Annotated in this window: 21 protein-coding genes; 14 read left to right on the forward strand and 7 right to left on the reverse strand. The window is 72.4% G+C overall.

Going from position 1 to position 23,993, the window contains the following annotated elements; translation table 11 throughout:
- Positions 1-3,021, forward strand: a complete 3,021-nt coding sequence (locus ACZ7LV_RS00145) for an alpha-mannosidase (protein WP_471934530.1) — start codon at positions 1-3, stop codon at positions 3,019-3,021.
- A gap of 40 nt (positions 3,022-3,061) precedes the next feature.
- Here ACZ7LV_RS00145 and ACZ7LV_RS00150 read toward each other — a convergent pair whose 3' ends face one another.
- Positions 3,062-3,820: a FadR/GntR family transcriptional regulator gene (locus ACZ7LV_RS00150; protein WP_471934531.1), complete on the reverse strand. Its 759-nt coding sequence runs from the start codon at positions 3,818-3,820 to the stop codon at positions 3,062-3,064.
- 162 nt (positions 3,821-3,982) lie between these two features.
- On the opposite strand from ACZ7LV_RS00150, the gene ACZ7LV_RS00155 reads away from it, so the two are divergent.
- From ACZ7LV_RS00155 to ACZ7LV_RS00190, 8 genes are read left to right on the forward strand one after another with little or no spacing between them, the layout of a single operon-like run.
- Positions 3,983-5,071: a sugar ABC transporter substrate-binding protein gene (locus tag ACZ7LV_RS00155; RefSeq protein WP_471934532.1), complete on the forward strand. Its 1,089-nt coding sequence runs from the start codon at positions 3,983-3,985 to the stop codon at positions 5,069-5,071.
- Entirely contained in the window at positions 5,068-6,564 is a 1,497-nt protein-coding gene (locus ACZ7LV_RS00160) for a sugar ABC transporter ATP-binding protein (protein ID WP_471934533.1), read from the forward strand. The genes ACZ7LV_RS00155 and ACZ7LV_RS00160 overlap by 4 nt, the downstream gene beginning before the upstream one ends.
- Positions 6,557-7,585, forward strand: coding sequence for an ABC transporter permease (locus tag ACZ7LV_RS00165; RefSeq protein WP_401666645.1), 1,029 nt, complete (start codon positions 6,557-6,559; stop codon positions 7,583-7,585). Before ACZ7LV_RS00160 ends, ACZ7LV_RS00165 begins: the two co-directional genes overlap by 8 nt.
- Positions 7,586-7,622: 37 nt before the next feature.
- A complete protein-coding gene (locus ACZ7LV_RS00170; RefSeq protein WP_471934534.1) occupies positions 7,623-8,972 on the forward strand; it encodes an enolase C-terminal domain-like protein in 1,350 nt (449 codons plus the stop codon).
- Positions 8,969-9,721, forward strand: a complete 753-nt coding sequence (locus tag ACZ7LV_RS00175; protein ID WP_471934535.1) for an SDR family NAD(P)-dependent oxidoreductase — start codon at positions 8,969-8,971, stop codon at positions 9,719-9,721. The genes ACZ7LV_RS00170 and ACZ7LV_RS00175 overlap by 4 nt, the downstream gene beginning before the upstream one ends.
- A complete protein-coding gene (locus tag ACZ7LV_RS00180) occupies positions 9,718-10,662 on the forward strand; it encodes an aldo/keto reductase (protein ID WP_471934536.1) in 945 nt (314 codons plus the stop codon). Before ACZ7LV_RS00175 ends, ACZ7LV_RS00180 begins: the two co-directional genes overlap by 4 nt.
- The gene (locus ACZ7LV_RS00185; RefSeq protein WP_471934537.1) at positions 10,662-10,976 is read left to right on the forward strand and encodes an L-rhamnose mutarotase; all 315 of its coding nucleotides are present in this window, start codon (positions 10,662-10,664) and stop codon (positions 10,974-10,976) included. Before ACZ7LV_RS00180 ends, ACZ7LV_RS00185 begins: the two co-directional genes overlap by 1 nt.
- On the forward strand, positions 10,973-11,827 hold the full coding sequence (locus ACZ7LV_RS00190) for an amidohydrolase family protein (protein ID WP_471934538.1): 855 nt from the start codon (positions 10,973-10,975) through the stop codon (positions 11,825-11,827). The genes ACZ7LV_RS00185 and ACZ7LV_RS00190 overlap by 4 nt, the downstream gene beginning before the upstream one ends.
- Here the strand turns inward: ACZ7LV_RS00190 and ACZ7LV_RS00195 are convergent.
- Positions 11,815-13,236 carry a lipase maturation factor family protein gene (locus tag ACZ7LV_RS00195; RefSeq protein ID WP_471934539.1) on the reverse strand — a complete coding sequence of 474 codons (1,422 nt, stop codon included), beginning with the start codon at positions 13,234-13,236 and terminating at the stop codon, positions 11,815-11,817. The genes ACZ7LV_RS00190 and ACZ7LV_RS00195 overlap by 13 nt on opposite strands.
- A gap of 150 nt (positions 13,237-13,386) precedes the next feature.
- Here ACZ7LV_RS00195 and ACZ7LV_RS00200 point away from each other — a divergent pair, with 150 nt between their 5' ends.
- From ACZ7LV_RS00200 to ACZ7LV_RS00210, 3 genes are all read left to right on the forward strand, one after another.
- Positions 13,387-14,688 (forward strand): DUF6777 domain-containing protein, encoded by a 1,302-nt coding sequence (locus ACZ7LV_RS00200; protein ID WP_471934540.1) that lies wholly within the window; start codon positions 13,387-13,389, stop codon positions 14,686-14,688.
- Positions 14,689-14,765: 77 nt separating this feature from the next.
- Positions 14,766-16,844 carry a SpoIIE family protein phosphatase gene (locus ACZ7LV_RS00205; RefSeq protein WP_471934541.1) on the forward strand — a complete coding sequence of 693 codons (2,079 nt, stop codon included), beginning with the start codon at positions 14,766-14,768 and terminating at the stop codon, positions 16,842-16,844.
- A gap of 75 nt (positions 16,845-16,919) precedes the next feature.
- Positions 16,920-17,783, forward strand: a complete 864-nt coding sequence (locus ACZ7LV_RS00210) for an Fpg/Nei family DNA glycosylase (protein WP_471934542.1) — start codon at positions 16,920-16,922, stop codon at positions 17,781-17,783.
- Positions 17,784-17,800: 17 nt separating this feature from the next.
- On the opposite strand, the gene ACZ7LV_RS00215 is transcribed toward ACZ7LV_RS00210, so the two are convergent.
- Entirely contained in the window at positions 17,801-18,982 is a 1,182-nt protein-coding gene (locus ACZ7LV_RS00215; RefSeq protein ID WP_471934543.1) for a PP2C family protein-serine/threonine phosphatase, read from the reverse strand.
- 208 nt (positions 18,983-19,190) lie between these two features.
- On the opposite strand from ACZ7LV_RS00215, the gene ACZ7LV_RS00220 reads away from it, so the two are divergent.
- Complete coding sequence (locus tag ACZ7LV_RS00220) at positions 19,191-20,042, forward strand: SigB/SigF/SigG family RNA polymerase sigma factor (protein ID WP_471934544.1); 852 nt, start codon at positions 19,191-19,193, stop codon at positions 20,040-20,042.
- On the opposite strand, the gene ACZ7LV_RS00225 is transcribed toward ACZ7LV_RS00220, so the two are convergent.
- From ACZ7LV_RS00225 to ACZ7LV_RS00235, 3 genes are all read right to left on the reverse strand, one after another.
- Entirely contained in the window at positions 20,039-20,692 is a 654-nt protein-coding gene (locus tag ACZ7LV_RS00225; RefSeq protein WP_471934545.1) for a zf-HC2 domain-containing protein, read from the reverse strand. The genes ACZ7LV_RS00220 and ACZ7LV_RS00225 overlap by 4 nt on opposite strands.
- 198 nt (positions 20,693-20,890) lie before the next feature.
- Entirely contained in the window at positions 20,891-21,406 is a 516-nt protein-coding gene (locus ACZ7LV_RS00230; RefSeq protein WP_471934546.1) for a hypothetical protein, read from the reverse strand.
- 134 nt (positions 21,407-21,540) lie between these two features.
- On the reverse strand, positions 21,541-22,086 hold the full coding sequence (locus ACZ7LV_RS00235) for a sigma-70 family RNA polymerase sigma factor (protein WP_471934547.1): 546 nt from the start codon (positions 22,084-22,086) through the stop codon (positions 21,541-21,543).
- Positions 22,087-22,298: 212 nt separating this feature from the next.
- Here ACZ7LV_RS00235 and ACZ7LV_RS00240 point away from each other — a divergent pair, with 212 nt between their 5' ends.
- On the forward strand, positions 22,299-23,465 hold the full coding sequence (locus tag ACZ7LV_RS00240) for a CapA family protein (RefSeq protein ID WP_471934548.1): 1,167 nt from the start codon (positions 22,299-22,301) through the stop codon (positions 23,463-23,465).
- Between the two features lie 7 nt (positions 23,466-23,472).
- On the opposite strand, the gene ACZ7LV_RS00245 is transcribed toward ACZ7LV_RS00240, so the two are convergent.
- Positions 23,473-23,946: a MarR family winged helix-turn-helix transcriptional regulator gene (locus tag ACZ7LV_RS00245; RefSeq protein WP_471934549.1), complete on the reverse strand. Its 474-nt coding sequence runs from the start codon at positions 23,944-23,946 to the stop codon at positions 23,473-23,475.
- Positions 23,947-23,993 lie beyond the last annotated feature (47 nt).

Here is a 23,993-nt window from a genome sequence, read left to right on the forward strand (position 1 = left end):
ATGCATGACGACCGCAGCCTCGTCGAAGCCCGTCTGAAGCGTGTCCTCGACGAACGCATCCGACCCGCCGTGTACCCCGAGTCCGTGCCGCTCGACGTCGCCGTCTGGCACGCGCCCGACGAGCCCGTGCCGGTCGCCGAAGGCCTCGCGGCCGAGCCCGCGCCGATCGAGGTGGGTGCCCGGTGGGGTGCTCCGTGGGGCACCAGCTGGTTCCGGGTGACCGGAGCCGTTCCGCGTCACTGGGCCGGGCGGACCGTGGAGGCGATCCTCGACCTCGGGTTCGACGAGAACATGCCCGGCTTCCAGTGCGAGGGCCTCGTCTACCGCCCCGACGGCACTCCCGTGAAGGGCCTGAACCCGCGCAACCAGTGGGTGCGCGTCGGCGCGCCCGTCGAGGGCGGCGAGGAGGTGCGCCTGCACATCGAGGCCGCGTCCAACCCGGTCATCCTCGACTACCACCCCTTCCGGCCGACCGAGCTGGGCGACAAGGAGACCGCGGGCCACGCCCCGCAGTACACCCTCACGCGTATGGACCTGGCCGTCTTCGACGAGACGGTGTGGGAGCTGGTGCTCGACCTGGAGGTGCTCGGGGAGCTGATGGCCGAGCTGCCGGTGGAGTCGGCGCGGCGCTGGGAGATTCTGCGGGCGGTGGAACGGGCCCTGGACGCCGTGGACCTCCAGGACGTGGGCGGCACGGCGACCGAGGCGCGGTCCCGCCTCGCCGGCGTCCTGGCCACCCCCGCCGGCCCCTCGGCGCACCGCATCAGCGCCGTCGGGCACGCGCACATCGACTCGGCGTGGCTGTGGCCGCTGCGGGAGACGGTCCGCAAAGTCGCCCGTACCACCGCCAACATGACGGCCCTGCTGGACGACGAGCCCGACTTCGTGTTCGCCATGTCGCAGGCGCAGCAGTGGGCCTGGGTGAAGGACCACCGGCCCGAGGTGTGGGCGCGGGTGAAGAAGGCGGTCGCGGACGGGCGGTTCGTGCCGGCCGGCGGCATGTGGGTGGAGTCGGACACCAACATGCCGGGCTCCGAGGCGATGGCCCGGCAGTTCGTGCACGGCAAGCGGTTCTTCCTCGACGAGTTCGGCATCGAGAACGACGAGGCCTGGCTGCCCGACACCTTCGGCTTCGCGGCCGGACTGCCGCAGATCATCAAGGCCGCCGGCGCCAAGTACCTCCTGACGCAGAAGATCTCCTGGTCCGCCACGAACAAGTTCCCGCACCACACCTTCACCTGGGAAGGCATCGACGGCACCCGGATCTTCACCCACTTCCCGCCGGTCGACACCTACAACTGCTCCATGAAGGGCAGCGAGATCGCGCACGCGGCCCGCAACTTCAAGGACAAGGGCGTCGCCAGCCGCTCGCTGGCACCGACCGGCTGGGGCGACGGAGGCGGCGGCACCACCCGCGAGATGGTCGCCAAGGCGGCCCGGCTGCGCGACCTCGAAGGCTCGGCGACGGTGGCCTGGGAGACCCCGGCGGCCTTCTTCGCCAAGGCCGAGGCCGAGTACCCGAACCCGCCCGTCTGGGTCGGCGAGCTCTACCTCGAACTCCACCGCGCGACCCTCACCAGCCAGGCGAAGACCAAGCAGGGCAACCGGCGCAGCGAACACCTGCTGCGGGAGGCGGAGCTATGGGCGGCGACGGCCGCCGTGCGGACCGGGTTCCCCTATCCGTACGAGGAGCTGGACCGCATCTGGAAGACGGTGCTGCTGCACCAGTTCCACGACATCCTGCCCGGTTCGTCCATCGCCTGGGTGCACCGCGAGGCCCGGGCGACCTACGAGCGGCTCGCGGGCGAGCTGAACGCCGTCGTGGACGCGGCCCAGCGCGCGCTGGCCGGCGAGGGGCGGGGGGAGCTGGTCTTCAACGCCGCCCCGCACGACCGGCGGGGCGTCCCCGCGGGCGGCGCCGGAGCCCCGGCCGTCGAGGGGACCGTGTCGGTCGGCCCCCGCCCGGACGGCGGGTACGTCCTCGACAACGGCCTGCTGCGGATCGGGATCGACGAGCGGGGCCTGGTCGTCTCCGCGTACGACATCGGCGCGGCCCGTGAGACCGTCGCCCCGGGCCGGGCGGCCAACCTGCTCCAGCTGCACCCCGACTTCCCGAACATGTGGGACGCCTGGGACGTCGACGAGTTCTACCGCAACACCGTCACCGACCTGACCGGCCTGGACGAGCTGGCCGTCGGTGAGGACGGGGAGTCGGTGCGGATCGTGCGGTCCTTCGGCGCGTCGCGCGTGACCCAGGTGCTGTCGCTGCCTCCGGGGGAGCGGCGGCTCGTGCTGGACACCGAGGTGGACTGGCACGAGACGGAGAAGTTCCTCAAGCTCGCCTTCCCGCTGGACGTGCACGCCGAACGGTACGCCTCGGAGACCCAGTTCGGGCACTTCCACCGGCCCACGCACACCAACACCTCGTGGGAGGCCGCCAAGTTCGAGGCGTGCAACCACCGCTTCGTCCACCTGGAGGAACCCGGCTGGGGCGTCGCCGTCGTCAACGACTCGACGTACGGACACGACGTGACGCGCACAGTGCGCACCGACGGCGACGGCGGCACGACCACCACGGTCCGCGTCTCGCTGCTGCGCGCCCCGCGCTTCCCGGACCCCGAGACCGACCAGGGCGTGCACCGCTTCCGGCACGCGCTGGTGCCGGGCGCCGGCATCGGGGACGCGGTGCGCGAGGGCTGGCGGATCAACGTGCCGGAGCGGCGGGTGACGGGTGCCGGTGACATCGCGCCGCTGGTGAGGGTCGATCAGGAGGCGGTCGTGGTCACCGCCGTGAAGCTGGCCGACGACGGCAGCGGTGACGTGGTGGTCCGCTTCCACGAGGCACACGGCGGCCGCGCCCACGCCACCCTGACGGCGGGCTTCGACGTCGCCGGTGTCGCGGTCACCGACCTGCTGGAGCGCCCGCTGGCGCAGGCCACGGCGCCCGCGGTGGACGGCGAACGGATCACCGTACGTCTGCGTCCCTTCGAACTGGTGACGCTGAGGCTGCGGCGGGCCTAGAGACTGCCGGGTGTCGTGAGGGTCTGTGTCTGTCAGGCCCTCACGCGCCCGTCGCGGGACCGTCCGTGCGAGGCACGGGCGCGCCCTGCTCGCCGAGTTGGGCGCGCAGCCACTCCTCCACCTCGCCCACGTGCGCGGCCGCCGCCGCCCGTGCCGCCTCCGGGTCGCGGGCGGCCAGGGCGCGGTGGATCGCGGCGTGCTCGCGGCGGGTGCGGGTGAAGGCGCCCTCCTCCTGGTAGCCGCGCCAGACCCGGGCGCGGAAGGTGCGGGAGGACAGGCCCTCCAGGATCGCCGCCATGGTCTCGTTGCCCGCGGCCAGCGCGATCTCGCGGTGGAAGGCGAGGTCGTGGGCGAGGATCTCCTCCGGGTCCTCGGTGGCGTTCATGGCCGCCAGATGCTTCTCGACCTCGGCCAGTCGGTCCGGTGTGATGCGGGCCGCGGCCAGCGCGGTCGCCGTCGACTCGAGGACGCGGCGGATCTCCAGCAGTTCCACCAGACGCGGGCCCCGGGACAGATCGGCGACGACCCCGAAGGTCTCCAGCAGATCGCCGGCCTGGAGCTGGGTGACGTAGATGCCCGAGCCGTGCCGGGCCTCCAGCACCCCCATGACCGTCAGCGCGCGGATCGCCTCCCGCATGGAACTGCGGGAGATGCCCAGCTGGGCCGCCAGTTCGCGTTCGGTGGGCAGCCGCGCGCCGGGTTCGAGGAGCCCTTCGCCGATCATCGCCTTGATCCGCTCGATGGCGCGCTGCGTCACCGTGCCCTTCTGCGGGGCCGTCCCCGACTCCGTCTCGTTCACACCACTTCTCCCGTCGCCGTGCGCCGCAGTCTAACCAGCCAGGTGGTCGGACCACTATGGCCGTAAGGTCAAGAAATTCGGCTCCCGAGGGTGTTGACGGCGCCAAGTGGTCTGATAAATATGCGGTCAACTGCTCGATCACGCTCGATGAGGAGCCGGCAGATGGCCGACGGGACACAGCGGAACGCACGGCGGTACGGACGGCGGTACGGGCGAACAGTCCCGCGTGCGGCGGCTGCGGCGGTCTGCGCCGCCCTCGTGCTCACCGCCTGCGGCAGCACCAAGGACACCGGCGCCTCCGGCGCCTCAGGCAGTGGCACCGGCGAGGTCGGGGTGATCCTGCCGCTGCTGACCTCGCCGTTCTGGCAGTCGTACAACGACTACGTGCCGAAGATGGCCGAGTCCGAGGGCGTCCAGGCGCGCAAGACGGTCAACTCCAACAGCGACCCCTCGCAGCAGATCACCGACATCAACAACCAGCTCAACCAGGGCGTCAAGGGCCTGGTCGTCGCCCCGCTGGACAGCGCCGCCATCGAGGCGGGACTCGACCAGGCCGAGCGCAAGGGCGTGCCGGTCGTCGCCGTCGACGTCGCGCCGGACAAGGGCAAGGTCGCCATGGTGGTGCGCGCCAACAATGTGGCGTACGGCGAGAAGGCGTGCCAGTACCTGGGGGAGCACATCCCCTCCGGCAAGGTCGTGCAGATCATGGGCGACCTCGCCTCGGTCAACGGCCGGGAGCGCTCCGAGGCCTTCCGCTCCTGCGTGCAGGAGAAGTTCCCGAAGCTGAAGGTCCTGGAGATCCCCGCCAAGTGGGAGTCCGACACGGCGGCCTCCAAGCTGGACACCCTCCTCAACGCCAACCCGGACATCAAGGGCATCTACATGCAGGCGGGCGGTGTCTACCTCGCCCCCACCCTGCAGACCCTGAAGTCGAAGGGGATGCTGAAGAAGGCCGGCCAGGCGGGCCACATCGCGATCGTCTCCAACGACGGCATCCCGCAGGAGTACGACGCCATCCGCAAGGGCGAGATCGACGCGACGGTCTCGCAGCCCGCCGACCTCTACGCCAAGTACGGGATGTACTACATCAAGGCGGCGATGGAGGGGAAGACCTTCGAGCCCGGGCCCACCGACCACGGCTCGACCATCGTGAAGCTGCCGAGCGGCATCCTCGAGGACCAGCTGCCCGCGCCCCTGGTCACCAAGGACAACGTCGACGACCCCGAGCTGTGGGGCAACACGGTCGAATGAGCACACCACTCGTTGAGGCGCGGGGCATCGTCAAGCGGTACGGCCCCACCACCGCCCTGGCCGACGGGCGGCTCACCGTCCTGCCGGGCGAGTCCCACGCCCTCGTCGGCCGCAACGGCGCCGGCAAGTCGACCCTGGTCTCCGTCCTCACCGGCCTCCAGGCACCCGACGAGGGCACCGTCCGCTTCGACGGCGAGCCGGCCCCTTCGCTCGCCGACCGGGACGCCTGGCGCCGCAAGGTGGCCTGCGTCTACCAGAAGCCGACGGTGGTTCCCGAGCTGACGGTCGCCGAGAACCTCTTCATCAACCGGCAGCCGCTGCACCGCGGTCTGATCAGCTGGCGCCGGCTCAAGTCCGAGGCCGCCGAACTCCTCGCCACCTGGGACGTGCATGTCGACCCGGAGGCGCGCACCGCCGACCTGCGGGTCGAGGACCGTCAAATGGTGGAGATCGCACGGGCGTTGAGCTTCGGCGCCCGGTTCATCGTGCTGGACGAGCCGACCGCGCAGCTGGACAACCGGGAGATCGAACGGCTCTTCACCCGGATGCGGGCGCTCCAGGACTCCGGCGTCACCTTCCTGTTCATCTCCCACCACCTCCAGGAGGTGTACGAGGTCTGCCAGACCGTCACCGTGCTGCGGGACGCGCGCTGGATCACCACCGCACCCGTCGCCGAGCTGTCGCGCCGGGCGCTGGTGGAGGCCATGGCGGGGGAGACCGTCGCCGAGCGCGAGGACCGCGCCGCCCGCGACGAGGTGCCGGCGGACGCCCCCGTGGCGCTCGACGTGCGGGCCCTGTCCTCACCCTCGTACGAGGACGTCGACCTCACCGTGCGCCGCGGGGAGGTCGTCGGGCTCGCCGGCATCAGCGGCAGCGGCAAGACCGAACTGGCCGAGACCCTCGCCGGATTGCGCACGCCGAGCGGCGGATCGGCCCGGCTGGACGGCGAGCCCTTGCCGTTCGGGGACGTGCGGGCCTCGCTCGCGGCCGGAGTGGGCTGCGTGCCGCGCGACCGGCACGGTCAGGGGCTCGTGTTCGGCATGACGATCGGCGACAACGCCACCATGAGCGTGCTGGACCGCCTCGGCCGGTTCGGCTTCGTCGGCACCGACCGCAGGCGCGGCCTCGCCGCGGAGCTGATCGACCGGCTCGACATCCACGCCGAGGGCCCCGACCAGCCCGTCTCCGACCTGTCCGGCGGCAACGCGCATAAGGTCGTGATGGCCCGCGCCCTGGCCTCCGACCCACGGCTGCTGATCCTGATCAACCCCACGGCGGGCGTCGACGTGAAGTCCAAGGAGTCCCTGCTAGCCCGCGTGGACAGCGCCCGCGAGGACGGCACCGCCGTGCTCGTCGTCTCCGACGAACTCGACGACCTGCGCCGCTGCGATCGCGTCCTCGTCCTCTTCCACGGCCGTGTCGTCGCGGAACACCCCGCGGGCTGGCACGACCACGAGCTGATCGCCTCCATCGAAGGAGTGGACCATGGCTGACACCAAGGCGGCCCCGCCGCTCGCGCCCGCGCGCGTCCCCGCCGCCGCGTCCGCCAGAACCGTACTGCTGCGCCGCGCCCGCGAACTCGCGCTGCTGCCCGCCCTGTTGCTGCTGCTGGTGCTCGGCGCCGTGCTCAACGACTCCTTCCTCACCGAGCGCAACCTGATCTCCATCCTCGGCGCCTCCGCCGCCCTCGCGATGGTCGTGCTCGCCGAGTCGCTGGTCCTCATCACCGGCAAGTTCGACCTGTCCCTGGAGTCGGTCGTCGGCATCGCGCCCGCCGTCGGGGCGCTCCTGGTGCTGCCCGCCGCCCAGTCCGGCTGGGGCACCGAACTCCCCGCCGCGCTCGCCCTGCCGGCGATCCTCGTCGCGGGCGCCGTCGTCGGCGCCTTCAACGGCGTCCTGGTGGTGAGGTTCCGGCTCAACGCGTTCATCGTGACGCTCGCCATGCTCATCGTGCTGCGCGGGCTGCTCGTCGGCGCCACCAAGGGCAAGACCCTGTTCGGCATGCCCGAGTCCTTCTACGCGCTGGCGACCACCACCTTCATCGGCGTGCCGCTGTCGGTGTGGCTGGCCGCCGGCGCCTTCGCGGCGGCGGGACTGGTGCTCAAGTACCACCGGGTCGGGCGTGCCCTGTACGCCATCGGCGGCAACGCCGACGCGGCCCGCGCGGCCGGCATCCGGGTCGAGCGCGTCATGCTCGGCGTGTTCGTGGTCGCCGGGATCCTCGCCGCGGTCGGCGGCATCATGCAGACCGGGTACGTCGGCGCGATCAGCGCCAACCAGGGCAACAACATGATCTTCACGGTGTTCGCGGCCGCGGTGATCGGCGGTATCAGCCTCGACGGCGGCAAGGGCAGCATGCTCGGCGCCCTCACCGGCGTACTCCTGCTGGGTGTCGTGCAGAACCTGCTCACCCTCGCCCAGGTGCCGTCCTTCTGGATCCAGGCCATCTACGGCGGGATCATCCTGGTCGCCCTCATGATCGCCCGGGTGACCACCGGCCGCGCCCAGGACTGACCGTCGCGGTTCCCTGCACCCCACCGAAAGGCTCTCCGTGTCCCCGACTCCCGCCCGCATCACGGCCGTCGACACCTACGACATCCGCTTCCCCACCTCCCGCGAGCTCGACGGCTCCGACGCGATGAACCCGGACCCCGACTACTCGGCGGCCTACGTCGTACTGCGCACCGACGCCGCCGACGGGCACGAGGGGCACGGCTTCACGTTCACCATCGGGCGGGGCAACGAGGTCCAGGTCGCCGCGATCGAGGCGTTGCGCGGCCATGTGGTCGGACGGGGGGTCGACGAGCTGTGCGCCAACCCCGGCACCCTCAACCGCGCCCTGATCGGCGACAGCCAGCTCCGCTGGCTCGGGCCGGAGAAGGGCGTGATGCACATGGCCATCGGCGCGGTCGTCAACGCCGTCTGGGACCTGGCGGCCAAGCGCGCCGGCGCACCGCTGTGGCGGCTGCTCGCCGACGCCGAACCGCAGTGGCTGGTACGGCAGATCGACTTCCGCTACCTCACCGACGCCCTCACCCCCGAGGAGGCGCTGGACATCCTGCGGCGCGGACGGGAGGGGGCGCCCGAGCGCCGGGCCCGGCTGCTGGAGCGCGGCTACCCCGCCTACACGACGTCGCCGGGCTGGCTCGGCTACGACGACGCCAAGCTCACCCGGCTCGCCACCCAGGCGGTCGCCGACGGCTTCCGGCAGATCAAGCTGAAGGTCGGCGCCGACCTCGACGACGACATCCGCCGCTGCCGGGCCGCCCGCGCGGCCGTCGGCCCGCACGTGCGCATGGCGATCGACGCCAACCAGCGCTGGGACATCGCCGAGGCGATCCGCTGGACGGAGGCCCTCGCCGAGTTCCGCCCCTACTGGATCGAGGAGCCCACCAGCCCTGACGACATCCTCGGCCACGCCGCGATCCGCCGGGCCGTCTCCCCGGTCAAGGTCGCCACCGGTGAGCACGCCCACAACCGGATCGTCTTCAAACAGCTCCTCCAGGCCGGCGCCGTCGACGTCCTCCAGCTCGACGCGGCCCGCGTCGGCGGCGTCAACGAGAACCTCGCCATCCTGCTGCTCGCCGCCAAGTTCGGCGTCCCGGTCTGCCCGCACGCCGGCGGGGTCGGCCTGTGCGAACTCGTCCAGCACCTCGCCATGTTCGACTACCTCGCGATCTCCGGCACCACCGAGGACCGGGTCATCGAGTACGTCGACCATCTCCACGAGCACTTCCTCGACCCGGTCCGCATCCGCGACGGGCACTACCTCGCCCCCACCGCGCCCGGTTTCTCGGCCACCATGCATCCCGAGTCCCTCGCGCGCCACACCTTCCCCGGCGGCACCGTCTGGGCCGCCGCACCCGACGAGAAGACGCACCGGAAGGGGCAAGCGGCATGACCGACTTCGAGGGCCTCAAAGCCCTGGTGACCGGCGGCGCCTCCGGCATCGGGCGCGCCACCGCGGAACTCCTGGCGGAGCGGGGCGCCCTGGTCGCCGTCCTGGACCTCTCGAAGGCCGACGCGCCCTTCCTCTCCTACGAGGCCGACGTCACCGACGACGCGTCGGTACGGCAGGCGGTGGCGGACGCCGTCGCCGGCCTCGGAGGCGGACTCGACGTCCTGGTCAACAACGCCGGCATCGGCGCGCAGGGAACCGTCGAGGACAACGACGACGCCGAGTGGCACCGGGTCATGGACGTCAACGTCCTCGGCATGGTCCGCACGGCCCGCGCCTGCCTGCCGCATCTGCGCCGGTCCGCGCACGCCGCGATCGTCAACACCTGCTCGATCGCCGCCACCGCGGGCCTGCCGCGACGCGCCCTGTACAGCGCGAGCAAGGGCGCCGTGTACTCCCTCACCCTCGCCATGGCCGCCGACCACGTCCGCGAGGGCATCCGCGTCAACTGCGTCAACCCGGGCACCGTGGACACCCCGTGGGTCGGCCGGCTGCTGGACGCGGCAGGCGACCCGGGCGCCGAACGTGCCGCGCTCGAGGCCCGTCAGCCCACCGGACGGCTCGTCACCGCCGCCGAGGTCGCGGGTGCCATCGCCTACCTGGCCGGCCCGCTCTCAGGCGCCACCACCGGCACGGCCCTCGCGGTCGACGGCGGCATGCAGGGCCTGCGGCTGCGTCCGGAGGCCCGGTGAGCATCCCCCGCGGACTCGGCTTCGGAGCCGCCGGCATCGCCAACCTGTACACCGAGGTCACCGACCAGCAGGCCCATGACGCGGTGTCCGCCGCCTGGCGGCGCGGCATCCGCTACTACGACACCGCGCCCCACTACGGCCTCGGGCTGTCGGAGCGCCGCCTCGGCGCCGCGCTGCGCGAGCACCCCCGCGAGGAGTACACGGTCTCGACCAAGGTGGGGCGTCGGCTGGAACCGCGGGACGGCGGCGGTGACGACCTGGCGAACGGCTTCGCCGTCCCCGCGACGCACCGCCGGGTCTGGGACTTCAGCGCGGACGGGATCCGGCGCACCCTGGAGGGCAGCCTGGAACGGCTCGGCCTCGACCGCGTCGACGTCGTCTACCTCCACGACCCCGACGACCACGCCGAGGCGGCCTTCCGGGAGGGCTATCCGGCCCTGGAGAAGCTCCGCTCGGAGGGGGTGGTCGGGGCGATCGGGGTGGGCATGAACCAGGCGGAGATGCTCAGCCGCTTCGTCCGCGACACGGACGTCGACGTGGTGCTGTGCGCGGGCCGCTACACACTGCTGGACCAGAGCGCGCGAACGGCCCTGCTGCCGACGGCCGTCGAGCGGGGCGTCTCCGTCGTGATCGGCGGTGCCTTCAACTCGGGGCTGCTCGCCGACCCCAGGCCGGGGGCGACGTTCGACTACGCCGAGGCACCCGCCGCGTTGCTGGACACGTCCCTGCGCATGCAGCGGATCGCGCGGCGGCACGGCATCTCGCTGCGCGCCGCGGCGCTGGCGTTCTGCGCGGCCCATCCGGCCGTGGGGAGCGTGCTGGTGGGCGCCCGCTCGGCCGTCGAGGTCCACGACTGCGCCGACCAGTTCGCCACACCGGTCCCCGCCGCCTTCTGGCAGGAGTTGCGGGACACCGGCCTCCTCGTCACCGAGGAGTCGTGATGAGGGTCGCCCTGCACACCAAGGTCCGTCCCGACCGCGTCGACGCGTACGAGGCCGCCCACCGCGAGGTTCCCGAGGAGCTCACGGCCGCCATCCGCGCGGCGGGCGCCACCTCCTGGACGATCTGGCGCAGCGGGACGGACCTCTTCCACGTCCTGGAGTGCGAGGACTACGCCCGCCTCCTCGCCGAGCTGGACCAGCTGCCGGTGAACGTCGCGTGGCAGGCCCGCATGGCCCCCCTCCTGGACGTGGTGCACGACTACTCCGAGGGCGGCGCCGGCGCCGCCCTGCCCACCGTCTGGGAGTTGCCGTGACCGTGGACGCGCACCACCACGTGTGGGACCTGTCGGTCCGGGACCAGGACTGGATCACCGGACCCGAACTTCAGCCGCTGCGGCGCGACTTCACCCTCGCCGACCTCGCGCCCCTGGCCGCGGCGGCCTCCGTCGACCGCACCGTCCTCGTCCAGACGGTGACCGTCCCCGAGGAGACCCCGGAGTTCCTCGCCCTCGCCGCCGGGCACGACCTGGTCGCGGGCGTCGTCGGCTGGACCGATCTGACCCGTCCGGACGTCGCGGACGAACTCGCCCGGCTGCGCGAACTTCCCGGCGGGCGGTACCTCAAGGGCATCCGCCACCAGGTGCAGGGGGAGCCCGACCCGGAGTGGCTGCTGCGGCCGGACGTCCGCCGTGGACTCGCCGCCGTCGCCGACGCGGGCCTGGTCTACGACCTTCTCGTGCTGCCCCACCAGCTGCCCGCGTGTGTGCGGGCCGCCGCCGCGCTGCCCGGCCTCACCTTCGTCCTCGACCACCTGGGCAAGCCGCGACCGGCCGCCGGACCGCCGGAGCCTTGGGCGTCGGACATCCGGGCCCTGGGCGAGCTGCCCAACACCGTCTGTAAGGTGTCGGGCCTGGTGACGGAGACGGACCGGTCCCTCTGGGGCGGGACCACCTGGCCGCTCGCACCGCTGCGCCCCTGGTGGGACACCGCGCTGGACGCCTTCGGACCGGGCCGCCTGATGTTCGGCTCCGACTGGCCGGTGTGCACGGTGGCGGCGACGTACGCGCAGGTGTCGTACCTCGCGGGCGCCCTGGCGATCGACCTGAGCCCCGACGAGCGCGACGCGTTCCTCGAGGGCACCGCCACCCGCGTCTACGACCTCTGAGCGCTCCCCGACAGCCGTGTCGGCGGCAGGTACTCGCGCACGAATGTCCGGTCCCAGCACGCGCCCGTCTCCCGCAGCTCCCGCCAGGTCGTGTACCGGTAGCGGAAGAGGCGGGCGCGCACGAAGCGTGGCGGCGCGTCGGCCGGGAAGGGGGAGTGGCGCAGCAGCCGCAGGGTGTCGCGGTCGTTCTCCAGCAGCCGTTCCACGAAGGCCCCGAACCAGGGGCTCGCGTAGGACGGGGAGAGGGCCGCGAACCACATCAGCCAGTCCAGCCGCAGATGGTACGGCGCGAACTGGCGTGGCCAGCGCCGTGGATCACCGGGCTTCCCCTTGAACGCGTACTCCCGCCAGTCGGAGTCCTCGCGCGGCACGTCGTCGGCGGTGCCCTCGACGACGACCTCGTACCGGACGCGGCCCACGGTGCCGAACGCGCCGTAGGTGTTGACCAGGTGGAGCGGGTCGAAGGAGCGGTTCATGACCTGCCGCCGGGAGATCATGTTGGTCACCGGGCGGTAGCTCAGCACCACGACCAGGGCGGCCACGGCAAGGACCACGACCGCGAACCACGGCGGAGTCCCGGGGAGGGACGGCGCGTCGGCCGGGAAGCGGATCGCCGCGAGGGCGAGCACGATGGTGATCCAGTTCAGCCACGAGAAGTTGCCGGACAGGACCAGCCACAGCTGGGTGACGATCATCAGCGTGGCGGCGGCCGTGGCGATCGGCTGCGGGGCGAACAGCAGGACGGGCACGACGAGTTGGGTGAAGTGGTTGGCGGCCACCTCCGCACGGTGCAGCGGCCGCGGGAGCCGGTGGAAGAACCAGCTCAGCGGGCCCGGCATCGGCTGGGTCTCGTGGTGGTAGTCCAGGCAGGTCAGCTTGCGCCAGCAGGCGTCGCCGCGCAGCTTGATCAGCCCCGCGCCGAACTCCACCCGGAACAGGATCCAGCGCAGCAGGAACAGCACCACGACCGGTGGCGCGACCTCGTCGTTGCCGAGGAACACCGCGAGGAAGCCGACCTCAAGCAGCAGGGACTCCCAGCCGAACGAGTACCAGGTCTGGCCGACGTTGACGACCGACAGGTACAGCAGCCAGGGCACCACCCACAGCAGCATCCCGGCCCACAGCGGAACCAGCGAGTCCACGCCCGCCAGCAGCGCCGCCGAGACCGCGCAGCCCGCCCAGGCGCACCCCGCGAAGAACCGGTCGGAGTAGTGCAGCTGGAAGAGGCTCGGCGCCCGCCGGAACGGAACGGCCTCGGTGAAGCGCGGGACCGGGAGCATGCCGCGCGCTCCGATCAGCGCCCGGAACTGGAGGGCCGCCGTCAGGAACGCCACCAGGTACACGGCCGCCAGAGCCCGCTGGAAGACCAGCCGGGTCAGCCAGTAGTCGGGTGCGGTGAACCACTCCACGGTAGGGCGCTCCTCTCCTCGGTCAGTGGCCGCGTCTCCCCACCCAGGGCGGCCTGTCACTGTCGGTAGTCACGCTCTCCGTTTGCGTGACCCATGTGAGTGAAGCAGACAATAGTGGCGAAAACCCCCAGGACGAGGCGGGAGAACGTGGTGCGAATACCCACCGGAACCTTCGTCACGGCCTGCGCGCTCTCGGCGGCCCTGCTCGCCGCCGGCTGTGGCGCGGGTGGCGACGAGAAGACGAACGCAGGCGACGAGAGCGCCGAAGCGGGCGGCGAACTGCTGCTCCAGCCCGTCGCGGACCGGGGCCCCGACCCCTTCACGGCCTCGACGGCCACCATCCCGGCTACCCCCGACCTCGTCACCCGAACGCCGCAGTCGGTCCCGGTCGGCCGCTCGGGGCCCGGCGCCCCTGCCCCGGGAAGCCTCGCGGAGGTGCGGACCTACGCCGGCTGGACCCCCGGTCTCTACGCCGGCCGCGCCCAGGCGGGCAGCTGTGACGTCGACCGTCAGATCCGCCTGCTCACCGCCGACACCGGACGTGCCGACACCTTCGCGGACGTCGCGGGTGTCCCTCACGGCGCGATCGAGGACTACCTGCACTCACTCACCTCGGCCGAACTGCGCGCCGACACCAGGGTCACCAACCACGGCTACCGCGCCGGCGGGGCCACGGCCCATCAGGCCGTCCTCCAGGCGGGCACCGCGGTCCTCGTGGACAACCGGGGCGTGCCCCGGGTGCGCTGCGCCTGCGGCAACCCCCTCGGCGCGCCGATCGCCATGGAGGGAACGCCGGGCGCCACCGGCCGGGCGTGGGAGGGGTACGAGCCCACCGAGGTGATCATGGTGCTGCCCGCGCCCGAGACGATCACCAACATCACGCTCGTCGACGAAGTCGAGAACACCTGGATCGAGCGGCAGATCGGGCAGGACGTCCGCCATGACAAGGTCGTGCCCAGGCCGGAGCCGGAGCCGGAGCCGCAGGGCGGCGAGACGGTCCTGCCCGACGACGGGGCCGTCCTGGCCGACGGGGGCGAACTGCCGGACCCGCTGCGCCGGGAACCCGCCACGGGCACCGCCCCGCCGGCGGCGGAGGGTGAGGCCCCGCTGCTCCCGCGGGTGCCCGACGAGCCCGAGGACCTCTCGCAGGACATCGGTCCCCTGACCGTGCCGGAGATCCCCGACGTGCCCGACGGCGGCGGCCTGATCCCGGACGACCCGGACGTCAGCGACGACCTCGGCCCGGCAGGCGACGTGGCCGGACTCGGCGACGAGGGCGACCCGGGCGAGGCGGGCGAGGCGGGCGAGGGGGCCGACGCGGGCGAGCCCGGCGACACCGGAACGACCGGCGACGCCGGCACCTCCGGCGACAGGGGCGGGTCGAAGGAGGCGGACACGCCGGAGGCCGGTGACAGCATCTTCGGCAGCATGACGGACGTCTTCACGGGCTGAAGCCCACCGACATGGTCCAGCCGGAGCACCGGTCAGATCCGGTCGAAGAATCGGGCGAATCCTGGCAAGGTGGGCGCATGGTTGCACGGGGAGCGAGCGCCCTGTCTCTCCCGGACGACTGGCCCGCCCACCCGGACCCGATCCTGGCGCTCAACCAGATGGGCAGCTTCGACTGGGACCTGGACAGCGGTCTGTTCCACATGGACGCCCAGGCCCACGAGGTCTTCGACGTGCGCCCCGAGGAGTACGACGGCCGCCCCGAGAGCCTGAACCTGCGGGTACCGCCGGCCGAGGGGCGCCGGCTCGACAGCCTGGTCTCGCAGGCGATCAAGGACGGCAGCGAGAACTACGGCGCGTACTTCCGTCTGCGCCGCCGCGACGGCACCCTGCGCTGGACCCACACCCAGGGCTACATCCGCCGCGACGAGACCGGCCGCCCGCGCCGGATCATCGGCATCGTCCGGGACGCCACCCGTGAGCTGAACGAATACGCGGCGCGGCGCGACCAGACCGCCTGGAACCTCGCCGCCCGCCGCGAGCAGACCAACGTCGTGCAGCTCATCACGGCCGCGCTCGCCAACGCCCGCACCGTCCAGGACGTCATCGACGTCCTCAAGGACACCCACGGCGTCACCCATCTGGGCGCCACCAGCCTCGTCATGGGCCTGGTGGAGGCCGGGCGCATCCGGCTGGTCGCGGAGGGCCCCGAGGGCAGTTTCGTACCGGGCACCCTCGTCACCCGCATCGACGAGCAGTACCCGATGAGCGAGGTCGTGCGCACGCTCGGCCCCCGGTTCATCGAGTCCCCCGAGGAGTTCTCGGAGAGCTACCCGATCCTGTGGCCGCACATCACGGACCTCGACATCACCTCGGCCGCCTACCTTCCGCTCATCGTCCAGGCCCGGCCCATCGGCGCGATCGGCCTGCTCTACGGCGACCGGCGCGGCTTCACGTCCGAGGAGCGCAACCTCCTGGTCGCCCTCGGCAGCAGCATCGCCCAGAGCCTGCAACGCGCGATGTTCTACGAGCAGGAGAAGGACCTCGCGAGCGGCCTCCAGCAGGCCATGCTGCCGCGCACCATCCCGAGTGTGCGGGGAGCCGACGTCGCCGTCCGCTACCGGTCGGCCTCGCTCGGCCGGGACATCGGCGGCGACTGGTACGACCTGATCCCGCTGCCGGGCGGCCGGGTCGGCGCGGTCATCGGCGACGTCCAGGGGCACGACACGCACGCCGCCGCCGTGATGGGCCAGCTGCGCATCGTCCTGCGCGCCTACGCCGCCGAGGGCCACACCCCGGCCACGGTGATGGCCCGGGCCTCCGTCTTCCTGCACGAGCTCGACACCGACCGCTTCGCGACCTGCCTGTACGCCGAGGCCGACCTCGCGACCGGTGTCGTGCAGGTGGTCCGGGCCGGCCACATCGACCCCCTGATCCGCGCCCCGGACGGCAGTTGCCGCCGGGCCCCGGTCCAGGGCGGTCTGCCGCTCGGCCTGTCCGCCGAGTTCGGGCGGCTCGCCTACCCCGTCGGCACCGTCGAGCTGGACCCCGGCCACACGCTGATCCTGTGCACCGACGGGCTGGTCGAACAACCCGGCGCCGATCTCGACGACGGCATGCAGGTCCTCACCGCGCTCGTCGCCTCGGGCCCGCGGGACGTCCGGAAACTCGCCGACCTGCTCATCGACGTGGCCGAGGAGCGCGGCGGCGACGACGACGTGGCGTTGCTCCTGCTGCGCCGGCGCGGCGCGGACGCCCCGCAGAGCGGCGGGCGTCTCCAGCAGCACGTCGCGCCCGGCGACCCGGAGGCCCTGGCCCAGGCCCGGCACATGATCCGCGCCGCCGTGCGCGCCTGGGGCGCGGCCGACCGCTCCGACGAGGTCGAACTGGTCGCCGACGAACTGATCACCAATGCCCTGGTGCACACCGAGGGCGCGGCCGTCGTCACCCTGCGGGTCGTCTCCGACACCGACCGGCGGCTGCGCGTCGAGGTCGAGGACTGCTCCAGTGCCCTGCCCCGCCGCCGGGAGGCCGGCGAGTCCGGCGTCTCCGGCCGCGGCCTGCTCCTCGTCGACCTGCTCGCCGACGTCTGGGGCGTGGAGGCGCGGGGCGGCGGCAAGTGCGTGTGGTGCGAGTTCGTGGTGCCGGAGCGGGACTGAGCGCCGGGGACGGCCCGCCTTCCCGGTCGCCGCCGGACACCTGGCGCCGTCCGTTCCGGATGGCACCCTGGACGTATGCCGGAACTGCCCGAGGTCGAAGCGCTCAAGGACTTCCTGACCGACAACCTGGTCGGACACGAGATCGTGCGCGTGCTGCCGGTCGCGATCAGCGTGCTGAAGACGTACGACCCGCCCCTGTCGGCCGTCGAGGGCCACGAGGTCCGTGCCGTGCGCCGGTACGGCAAGTTCCTGGACGTCGCGACGGACGGCGGCCCGCATCTGGTCACCCACCTGGCCCGCGCGGGCTGGCTCCACTGGAAGGACCGGCTGCCCGACGGCCCGCCACGCCCCGGCAAGGGCCCGCTCGCGCTGCGCGTCGCCCTGGAGACCGGCGCGGGCTTCGACCTCACCGAGGCCGGCACCCAGAAGCGGCTCGCGGTGTACGTCGTGGGGGATCCGCAGGAGGTGCCCGGCGTGGCCCGCCTCGGTCCCGACCCGCTCGCCGACGACTTCGACGAGGCCCGCTTCGGCGCCCTCCTCGAGGACGAGCGCCGCCAACTCAAGGGCGCCCTGCGCGACCAGAGCCTGATTGCCGGCGTGGGCAACGCCTACAGCGACGAGATCCTGCACGCCGCGAAGATGTCCCCCTTCAAACTCGCCGCCTCCCTCACCCCCGAGGAGACCAGCAGACTCTACGAGGCCCTGCGCACCACGCTGACGGAGGCCGTCGAGCGTTCGCGGGGCGTCGCGGCCGGCCGGCTCAAGGCCGAGAAGAAGAGCGGCCTGCGGGTGCACGGCAGGGCCGGCGAGCCCTGCCCGGTGTGCGGCGACACCATCCGCGAGGTCTCCTTCAGCGACTCCTCCCTCCAGTACTGCCCGACCTGCCAGACCGGCGGCAAGCCGCTGGCCGACCGCAGACTGTCACGCCTGCTGAAGTGAGCCCGCTGAAGCAGGCCCTAGCGGGACGGCGGCCACCACTCGACCAGCAGGATCGTCGCGTCGTCGCGGAGCCGGTCCGGCTGGGCGTCGAGGATCGAGTGGATCAGCTTGCGCAGGGTCTCCGGCGCCAGTTCGCCCGCGGCGGTGGCCCGGATGACGTAGTCGGCGAACCGCTCCAGACCGAACAGGTCGCCGTCCCGGGTCCGCGCCTCGGTCACCCCGTCGGTGTACAGCAACACCCGGTCACCGGGTTGGAGCGCGATCTCGTGCACCTGGCGCGACCGCGCGGCCAGCAGTGACGGCAGCCCCATCGGCGGATCGGCCTCGCGCTCCATCGCGTCCACGAGCAGCCGCTGGTCCCGGATGAGCAGAGGCGCCGGATGCCCGCAGTTGCTCCAGCGCAGGACGCCGCTCGCCAGATCGAGCTGGGTGAGGACGCCGGTGCAGAACTGGTCGGGCAGCCACGCGGCCAGGGCGTCGTCCACGCTCTGCACCAGCTCCGGCAGATCGGCGCCGGTGCGTCGCGCGTTGCGGCAGGCGGCCAGCGACACGGCCGTGGTCAGGCCCGAGGCCAGGTCGTGCCCCATGGCGTCGAGGACCGAGGCGTGCAGCGTGGTCTCGGTGAGGGCGTGGTCGAAGGCGTCGCCGCCGAGCTCGTAGGCGGGTTCCAGCACGGCCGTGGAGACGACGTGCGCGGTGCCGATCGTGCGCGGCGGCAGAAAGGCGCGCAGCATCTCGGCGGGCAGCCGCATCGGTTCGGTGCGGGTCCGCCGTACGAAGGACTCCTTGTACGCACGCTTGGACGTGATCATCATGGCCAGCAGCGTGGCGAGGGCCCGACCTCGGCGCAGGGAGAGAGGGCTGAGCGCGGGGCAGTGCACCGCGAGCACACCGAGCCGCTCGGCTCCGTCGAGCAGCGGCAGCCACGCCGTCATGCCGCCGGTCTCCGACTCCTCCACCCGCAGGGACTGGGTGCGGTAGGTCCAGCCCGCGAGGGAGTCGTCGATCGGCAGCGCCGAGGTGACGTCGGTGAGCGGGACGAGTTGGCGCTGCTGGAGGTCGGCGAGATAGACGACGGAGTGCTGCAGGCCGAGGGCCTTGGAGCAGCGGGCCACCGTGGTGGACAGGTCCACGGCGGAGCTGTCGGGAGCGGCGAGGAACTCCTCCAGTCGGCCGTCCCCGGTGTCCGCCGTCGTCACCTGCTCTCCCCTCGTCGTCACCGCGTCGTCGTCAGCGCGCGGCGGTCGGCCGTGTCGATCAGCAGTCTCACACCGCCGTGAGGACGTCGCTCGGCGAGATTTCCCCTGATTAAGGACCAAAGTCCCGAATAGGGGCAAGGGGGTCATGGGCAAGGTCCGTCGGTAGGAACAACCTCCCACCCCGCCCGAAAGGCCTCGAGGAACCACGATGCCGACCGTCGTCACCACCGACCCGACCGAAACCGCCACCACGGCCCCGAACGCGACCGCCGCCCGCCCGGCCCGCGACGCCCCCGACACCGGGGCCGACTTCCGTCGTCTCGCCGCGCTGCCCGCCGGGCCGGAGAGGGAGCGGGTGCAGGAGGAGTTGCTGCGGGCGTGGCTGCCGATGGCCCACCGCATCGCCTGGCGCTTCCGCGACAAGGGGGAGGGCATCGAGGACCTGCGGCAGGTGGCCGCGCTGGGGCTGCTCAAGGCGATCCGCCGGTTCGACCCGGACCGCGGCCCCTTCGAACCGTTCGCGATACCGACGATCAGGGGCGAGCTGCGCAGGCACTTCCGGGACCGGATGTGGGACGTGCGGGTGCCGCGCCGGGTCCAGGAACTGCGCAACACGGTCCGGGCCGCCTGTGCCGAGCTGGCCCACGTCCCCGGCAGCGGGCAACCCACCGTCACGCAGCTCGCCGACCGTACCGGCCTGGGTGAGGAGCAGGTCCGCGAGGGCATGGCGGCCCTGGAGAGCTACAGCGCCCTGTCCCTGGACGCGGCGAACGGCGACGCCGACACCGACGACGGCGGGCCGAGCCTGACGGACCTGCTGGGCGAACCCGAGCACGGATTCGAGCTCGTCGTCGACCGGGAGAGCGTCAAGGGCGCGGTCCGCAGGCTGCCGCAGCGCGAGCGCGCCCTGCTCTATCTGCGCTTCTTCGAGGACCGGACCCAGAGCCAGATCGCCGAGCGGCTCGGCATCTCCCAGATGCACGTCTCCCGGCTCCTGATCCAGACCTGCGCCCGCATCCGAGAGGAAACCCTCCAGCCCACCGAACCGGACAGTCCCTAGGGCCGGGCCTCCAGTGTCACCAGGCGCTCGCCGTCCGTCGTCCGTACCTCGTAGCGGTCGATCTGGTCGGGGTGCAGGGCGGTGGCGCCCCGCATGGTGTTGGGGCGGGCGTCGTGCCGGGGCACGGTCCAGTTGGTCGCCGTCTCCTCCGAGCCGTCCCCGCCGATCACGACCAGCCGGCAGGCCCGGGGCCCGGCGGCGTCCTTGACCTCCAGCATCACCTTGCTGCCCCAGGGCACGTCCTCGGTCGTGATCTGCGCCCACACCCCGGAGCGCTCGTCGGTGGCCGAAACCCGCGCCGCCTGCTTCCCGCCCTCGGCCATGATCGCGACCGCGGGTCCGGCGAGGGCGCACACCACCGCGGCCGCCACCGCGAACAGCCGCAGCCGGCGTCCGGCGCGGTGCCGTGCCTCGACCTCGCCGAGCAGCCGGTCCAGCAGCCTCGGCCCGGGCCCCGCCATGGGGTGCACCGAGCGCGGCGTGGCCCGCCGGTAGAGCATCAACTGCCGTGCGGTGACCCCGAATTCGGTGACCTGAACGGTGCACTGGGGGCACTCCATGAGGTGATCCTCGAAACGGAAGGCGTCCGTTTCGTCCAGCACGCCGAGCGCGTACGCGCCGACGTCGCGATGCCTCTCCAGGGACCTCATGCCGAATCCTCGTGCCTTTGGGTGCGGGTGGGGTTACTCCTTGCTCCCATCGGTACGGACCAGGCACCGGAATCACTCAAGGCGTATACAGAATCGCAACCAAGGGGTTCGGAGCGCCCCGCCCCGCGGATTGGTCGGTTTCCCGCCCCATCTCGGAAGCACCCGAAAGCCCCGGCAGCACGCCCGGCCGGCGCCCCTCTAGAAGAGGTGGATGGCCAGATGCCCCAGGGGCAGCCCCAGCTGCCACGCCGGCGTCCACACCTTCGGCCCCTCCTCCTCGCCCACCACGGGACCGCCGCCCGGCACCGCGTTCAGGTCGGGCGCGAGCAGCTCGGTCTCCTCCAGCCAGCGCCAGGCGGCCTCCGCCAGTTCCAGGTCCGGGGCGGGTGCGCCGGACGCGGCCGCCTCGGTGGCCACCTCCGCCATCCGGTCGCGCACCCAGTCCTGCCAGGGCTGGTCGTAGGCGGTCAGGGACAGCCAGGTCTCCAGCTGGGAGACCACCCGGATGCCGGAGAGCTCGCCGTCGGTGTCGGAAAGGAAGATCGTCAGTGCCAGGGCGTCCCGCCCCGCGCGGAACTCGAAGGACGTCGGCGGCATCAGGTCGCCGGTCCGCAGCAGTTCGTCGGCGATGTACTCGGCGTACAACCAGGCCATGGGGACGGTGAGTTCACCGCCGCCGGTGCCGCCCATGCTCTGTTGACCTCTGTGCTGCATCCCTTCCTGCCTTCCTCCGGTGGTGCGCGTCGCCCGACCCGGGTCTCCAGTCCGGAACACGGATGAGGACAGCCGATTACTCAACCGGGGTCCTCAGCAAGGCGCTTTACGGAGGTTTGACTCGCTCATTGGTTTCACCGCAGGTCGGTCGCGTATCCCGGAAGCACCCGGCGCAGGGCACGCAGCGCGTAGTACGCGCGGGACTTCACGGTACCGGGCGGAATGCCCAGGGCCTCGGCGGCTTCCGCCACACTCGCCCCCTGGAAGTACACGAGTACCAGGACGTCACGGTGCTCCGGCGTGAGTGTCTTCACAGCCTCGCGGACGTCGACCGTGGCCGCCGACCGCTCGGCGTGGTCGGCGCAGACCCGGGCGTTCTCCAGGATCGCGTCGCCGACCTCGGGCGGGCGCGCCTGCCGGGCCCGCCGCGCGTCGATCGCGAGCCGCCGGCCCACGGTCAGCAGCCAGGGCCGTACGGACTCGAAGGCGTCGGCGCGCAGCGCCTCGGGATGCTGCCAGGCGCGGACGAGGGTCTCCTGCACCAGGTCCTCGGCGCGCTGCCGGTCGCCGTCGCAGAGCCTCAGCAGCAGTGCGAAGAGCGGTCGGCCGTGCTCGCGCTGGAGCGCGGCGAGCTCGTGCTCGGCGGTCGTCCCGCTGGTGATCGTGGTTCCGGCCGTCATGGCCGTATGGCACCGCAGGGTGCGCTTTCAGGACAGGGAGCGCGCACGGCGGTGCGACGGACGGTCGAACAGGTCGACGAACGGTACGACGAACGGTCCGCCTTGCCCACTCGCGCGACGCGGATGGGTTAAAGGGGCCCCTGGGGTTGTTTGCGATGCTCTCCAACTTCGTACCTATTTGTGCGTAAATACGACCGCTCTGAGGTGAGCTGATGATCGTACGCATCGCACGCAGGCGGCAGGTCGCCCTGGCCCTGACGGCTGTGCTCGCCGCGGCCGCCGCCTGCCAGGCCCGCGGCGAGGAGCCCCGCGCCCGCACGGGTCCTCCTCCGGCCGCCGCCCCCAGTCACCGCCCCTTCACCCTCGTGGCGACCGGCGACGTCCTGCCGCACACGTCCGTGATCGAGCAGGCCCGCTTCGACGCGGGCGGGGTGGGACACGAGTTCGGGCCGATGTTCTCCGGCGTGGCCCCCGTGGTCTCCCGTGCCGACCTGGCGCTGTGTCACATGGAGACGGTCTACGGCGAGAACGGGAACTACTCCGGCTACCCCGACTTCAAGTCCCCGCCGGAGATCGCCCTGGGTCTCGCCGCCACCGGCTACGACGGCTGCTCCACCGCCTCCAACCACAGCCTCGACGACGGCGCCGAGGGCATCCGGCGCACCCTGGACGCCCTCGACCAGGCCGGGGTCCGGCACGCGGGGACGGCACGCACCGAGCGGGAGGCGCGCACCGCAACCGTCCTGCCCGCGGGGACGGCGCGGGTGGCCCACCTCGCCTACACGTTCGGCACCAACGGCCACGCGCTCCCGCCGGGCCGGCCGTGGTCCGTGAACCTGCTCGACGAGAACCGCGTCGTCGCCGACGCCCGGGCCGCCCGGAAGGCGGGCGCCGACGTGGTCGTCGTCTCCGTCCACTGGGGCACCGAGTGGCAGGAGGAACCGGACCGGCGGCAGCTCTCCCTGGCCCGCACCCTCACCGCGGCAAACTCCGCCGGCCGCCCCGACATCGACCTGGTCCTCGGCACCCACGCCCATGTCCCGCAGGCGTACGAGAAGGTCAACGGCACCTGGGTGGTCTACGGCATGGGCGACCAGATCGCCGGCAAGATGACCAACCACCAGGGCGCCCTGGACCCGCGCGGCAACCAGTCCACGATCGGCCGCTTCACGTTCGTCCCGCCGGCCCGGCCCGGCACCCGCTGGGAGGTGCGCAAGGCCGAGTTCATCCCGCAGCTGTACGACATGGACGCCGGCCGGGTGGTCAACCTCAACGCGGCCCTCGCCCAGGGTGCGGATCTGGTCGGGGTGCGCGACCGCATCCGGGCGGTCGTCCTCAGCCGGGGCGCGGCCCAGCAGGGGCTGGTGATGGGGGAGTAGACGGCGCTCAGTCCACGTCGACGGGGTCGAAGAGCTTCACCATCTCGCTGAGCACCCGTACACACGCCCGCACGTCGGCGTCCGTCAGGTCGCCCCCGACCTCACGCAGCACGGTGTGCTCGCGGGCGACGACGGCGGTGATCGCCTCCCGGCCCCGGTCCGTGAGCCGGATCAGGGGCGAGCGGCGGTGTGCGGGGTTCGGGGTGCTCTCCACGAGGCCGCGCGCGGCGGCGTCGTTGACCATCCGTTGCACGAACTGACGGCTGATGGCCTGTGCGCGGCCCATCCGGGGGACGGTCATCGCCCCGTGCTTGCGCAGCAGGTCCAGCACGGCGCGCACGCCGACGGAGAGTCCCTCGACGGCCTCGCCCTGCTCGACCGAACGCTGGACGCGCCGGTAGAGCGGGCCCACCAGATCGAAGACCTCGACGAGGCGGTGGGCGAGTTCGTCGGGAGGGAGCGGTGCGGCGGTGTCGTTCACTCGCCCATCATGACACCTGGGTTGCCAAAAGCGGCGAGGGGATGACA

Source organism: Streptomyces sp. NPDC107562 (genome assembly GCF_055657325.1).

What these genes read in the sequence shown, in the direction of transcription:
- ACZ7LV_RS00205 (WP_471934541.1), top strand. Translation starts at nt 14,766, where the DNA reads ATGGTTGCACGGGGAGCGAGCGCCCTGTCTCTCCCGGACGACTGGCCC.
- ACZ7LV_RS00145 (WP_471934530.1), top strand. Translation starts at nt 1, where the DNA reads ATGCATGACGACCGCAGCCTCGTCGAAGCCCGTCTGAAGCGTGTCCTC.
- ACZ7LV_RS00165 (WP_401666645.1), top strand. Translation starts at nt 6,557, where the DNA reads ATGGCTGACACCAAGGCGGCCCCGCCGCTCGCGCCCGCGCGCGTCCCC.
- ACZ7LV_RS00160 (WP_471934533.1), top strand. Translation starts at nt 5,068, where the DNA reads ATGAGCACACCACTCGTTGAGGCGCGGGGCATCGTCAAGCGGTACGGC.
- ACZ7LV_RS00235 (WP_471934547.1), bottom strand. Translation starts at nt 22,086, where the DNA reads ATGACGGCCGGAACCACGATCACCAGCGGGACGACCGCCGAGCACGAG.
- ACZ7LV_RS00240 (WP_471934548.1), top strand. Translation starts at nt 22,299, where the DNA reads ATGATCGTACGCATCGCACGCAGGCGGCAGGTCGCCCTGGCCCTGACG.
- ACZ7LV_RS00210 (WP_471934542.1), top strand. Translation starts at nt 16,920, where the DNA reads ATGCCGGAACTGCCCGAGGTCGAAGCGCTCAAGGACTTCCTGACCGAC.
- ACZ7LV_RS00175 (WP_471934535.1), top strand. Translation starts at nt 8,969, where the DNA reads ATGACCGACTTCGAGGGCCTCAAAGCCCTGGTGACCGGCGGCGCCTCC.
- ACZ7LV_RS00185 (WP_471934537.1), top strand. Translation starts at nt 10,662, where the DNA reads ATGAGGGTCGCCCTGCACACCAAGGTCCGTCCCGACCGCGTCGACGCG.
- ACZ7LV_RS00230 (WP_471934546.1), bottom strand. Translation starts at nt 21,406, where the DNA reads ATGCAGCACAGAGGTCAACAGAGCATGGGCGGCACCGGCGGCGGTGAA.
- ACZ7LV_RS00155 (WP_471934532.1), top strand. Translation starts at nt 3,983, where the DNA reads ATGGCCGACGGGACACAGCGGAACGCACGGCGGTACGGACGGCGGTAC.
- ACZ7LV_RS00220 (WP_471934544.1), top strand. Translation starts at nt 19,191, where the DNA reads ATGCCGACCGTCGTCACCACCGACCCGACCGAAACCGCCACCACGGCC.
- ACZ7LV_RS00225 (WP_471934545.1), bottom strand. Translation starts at nt 20,692, where the DNA reads ATGAGGTCCCTGGAGAGGCATCGCGACGTCGGCGCGTACGCGCTCGGC.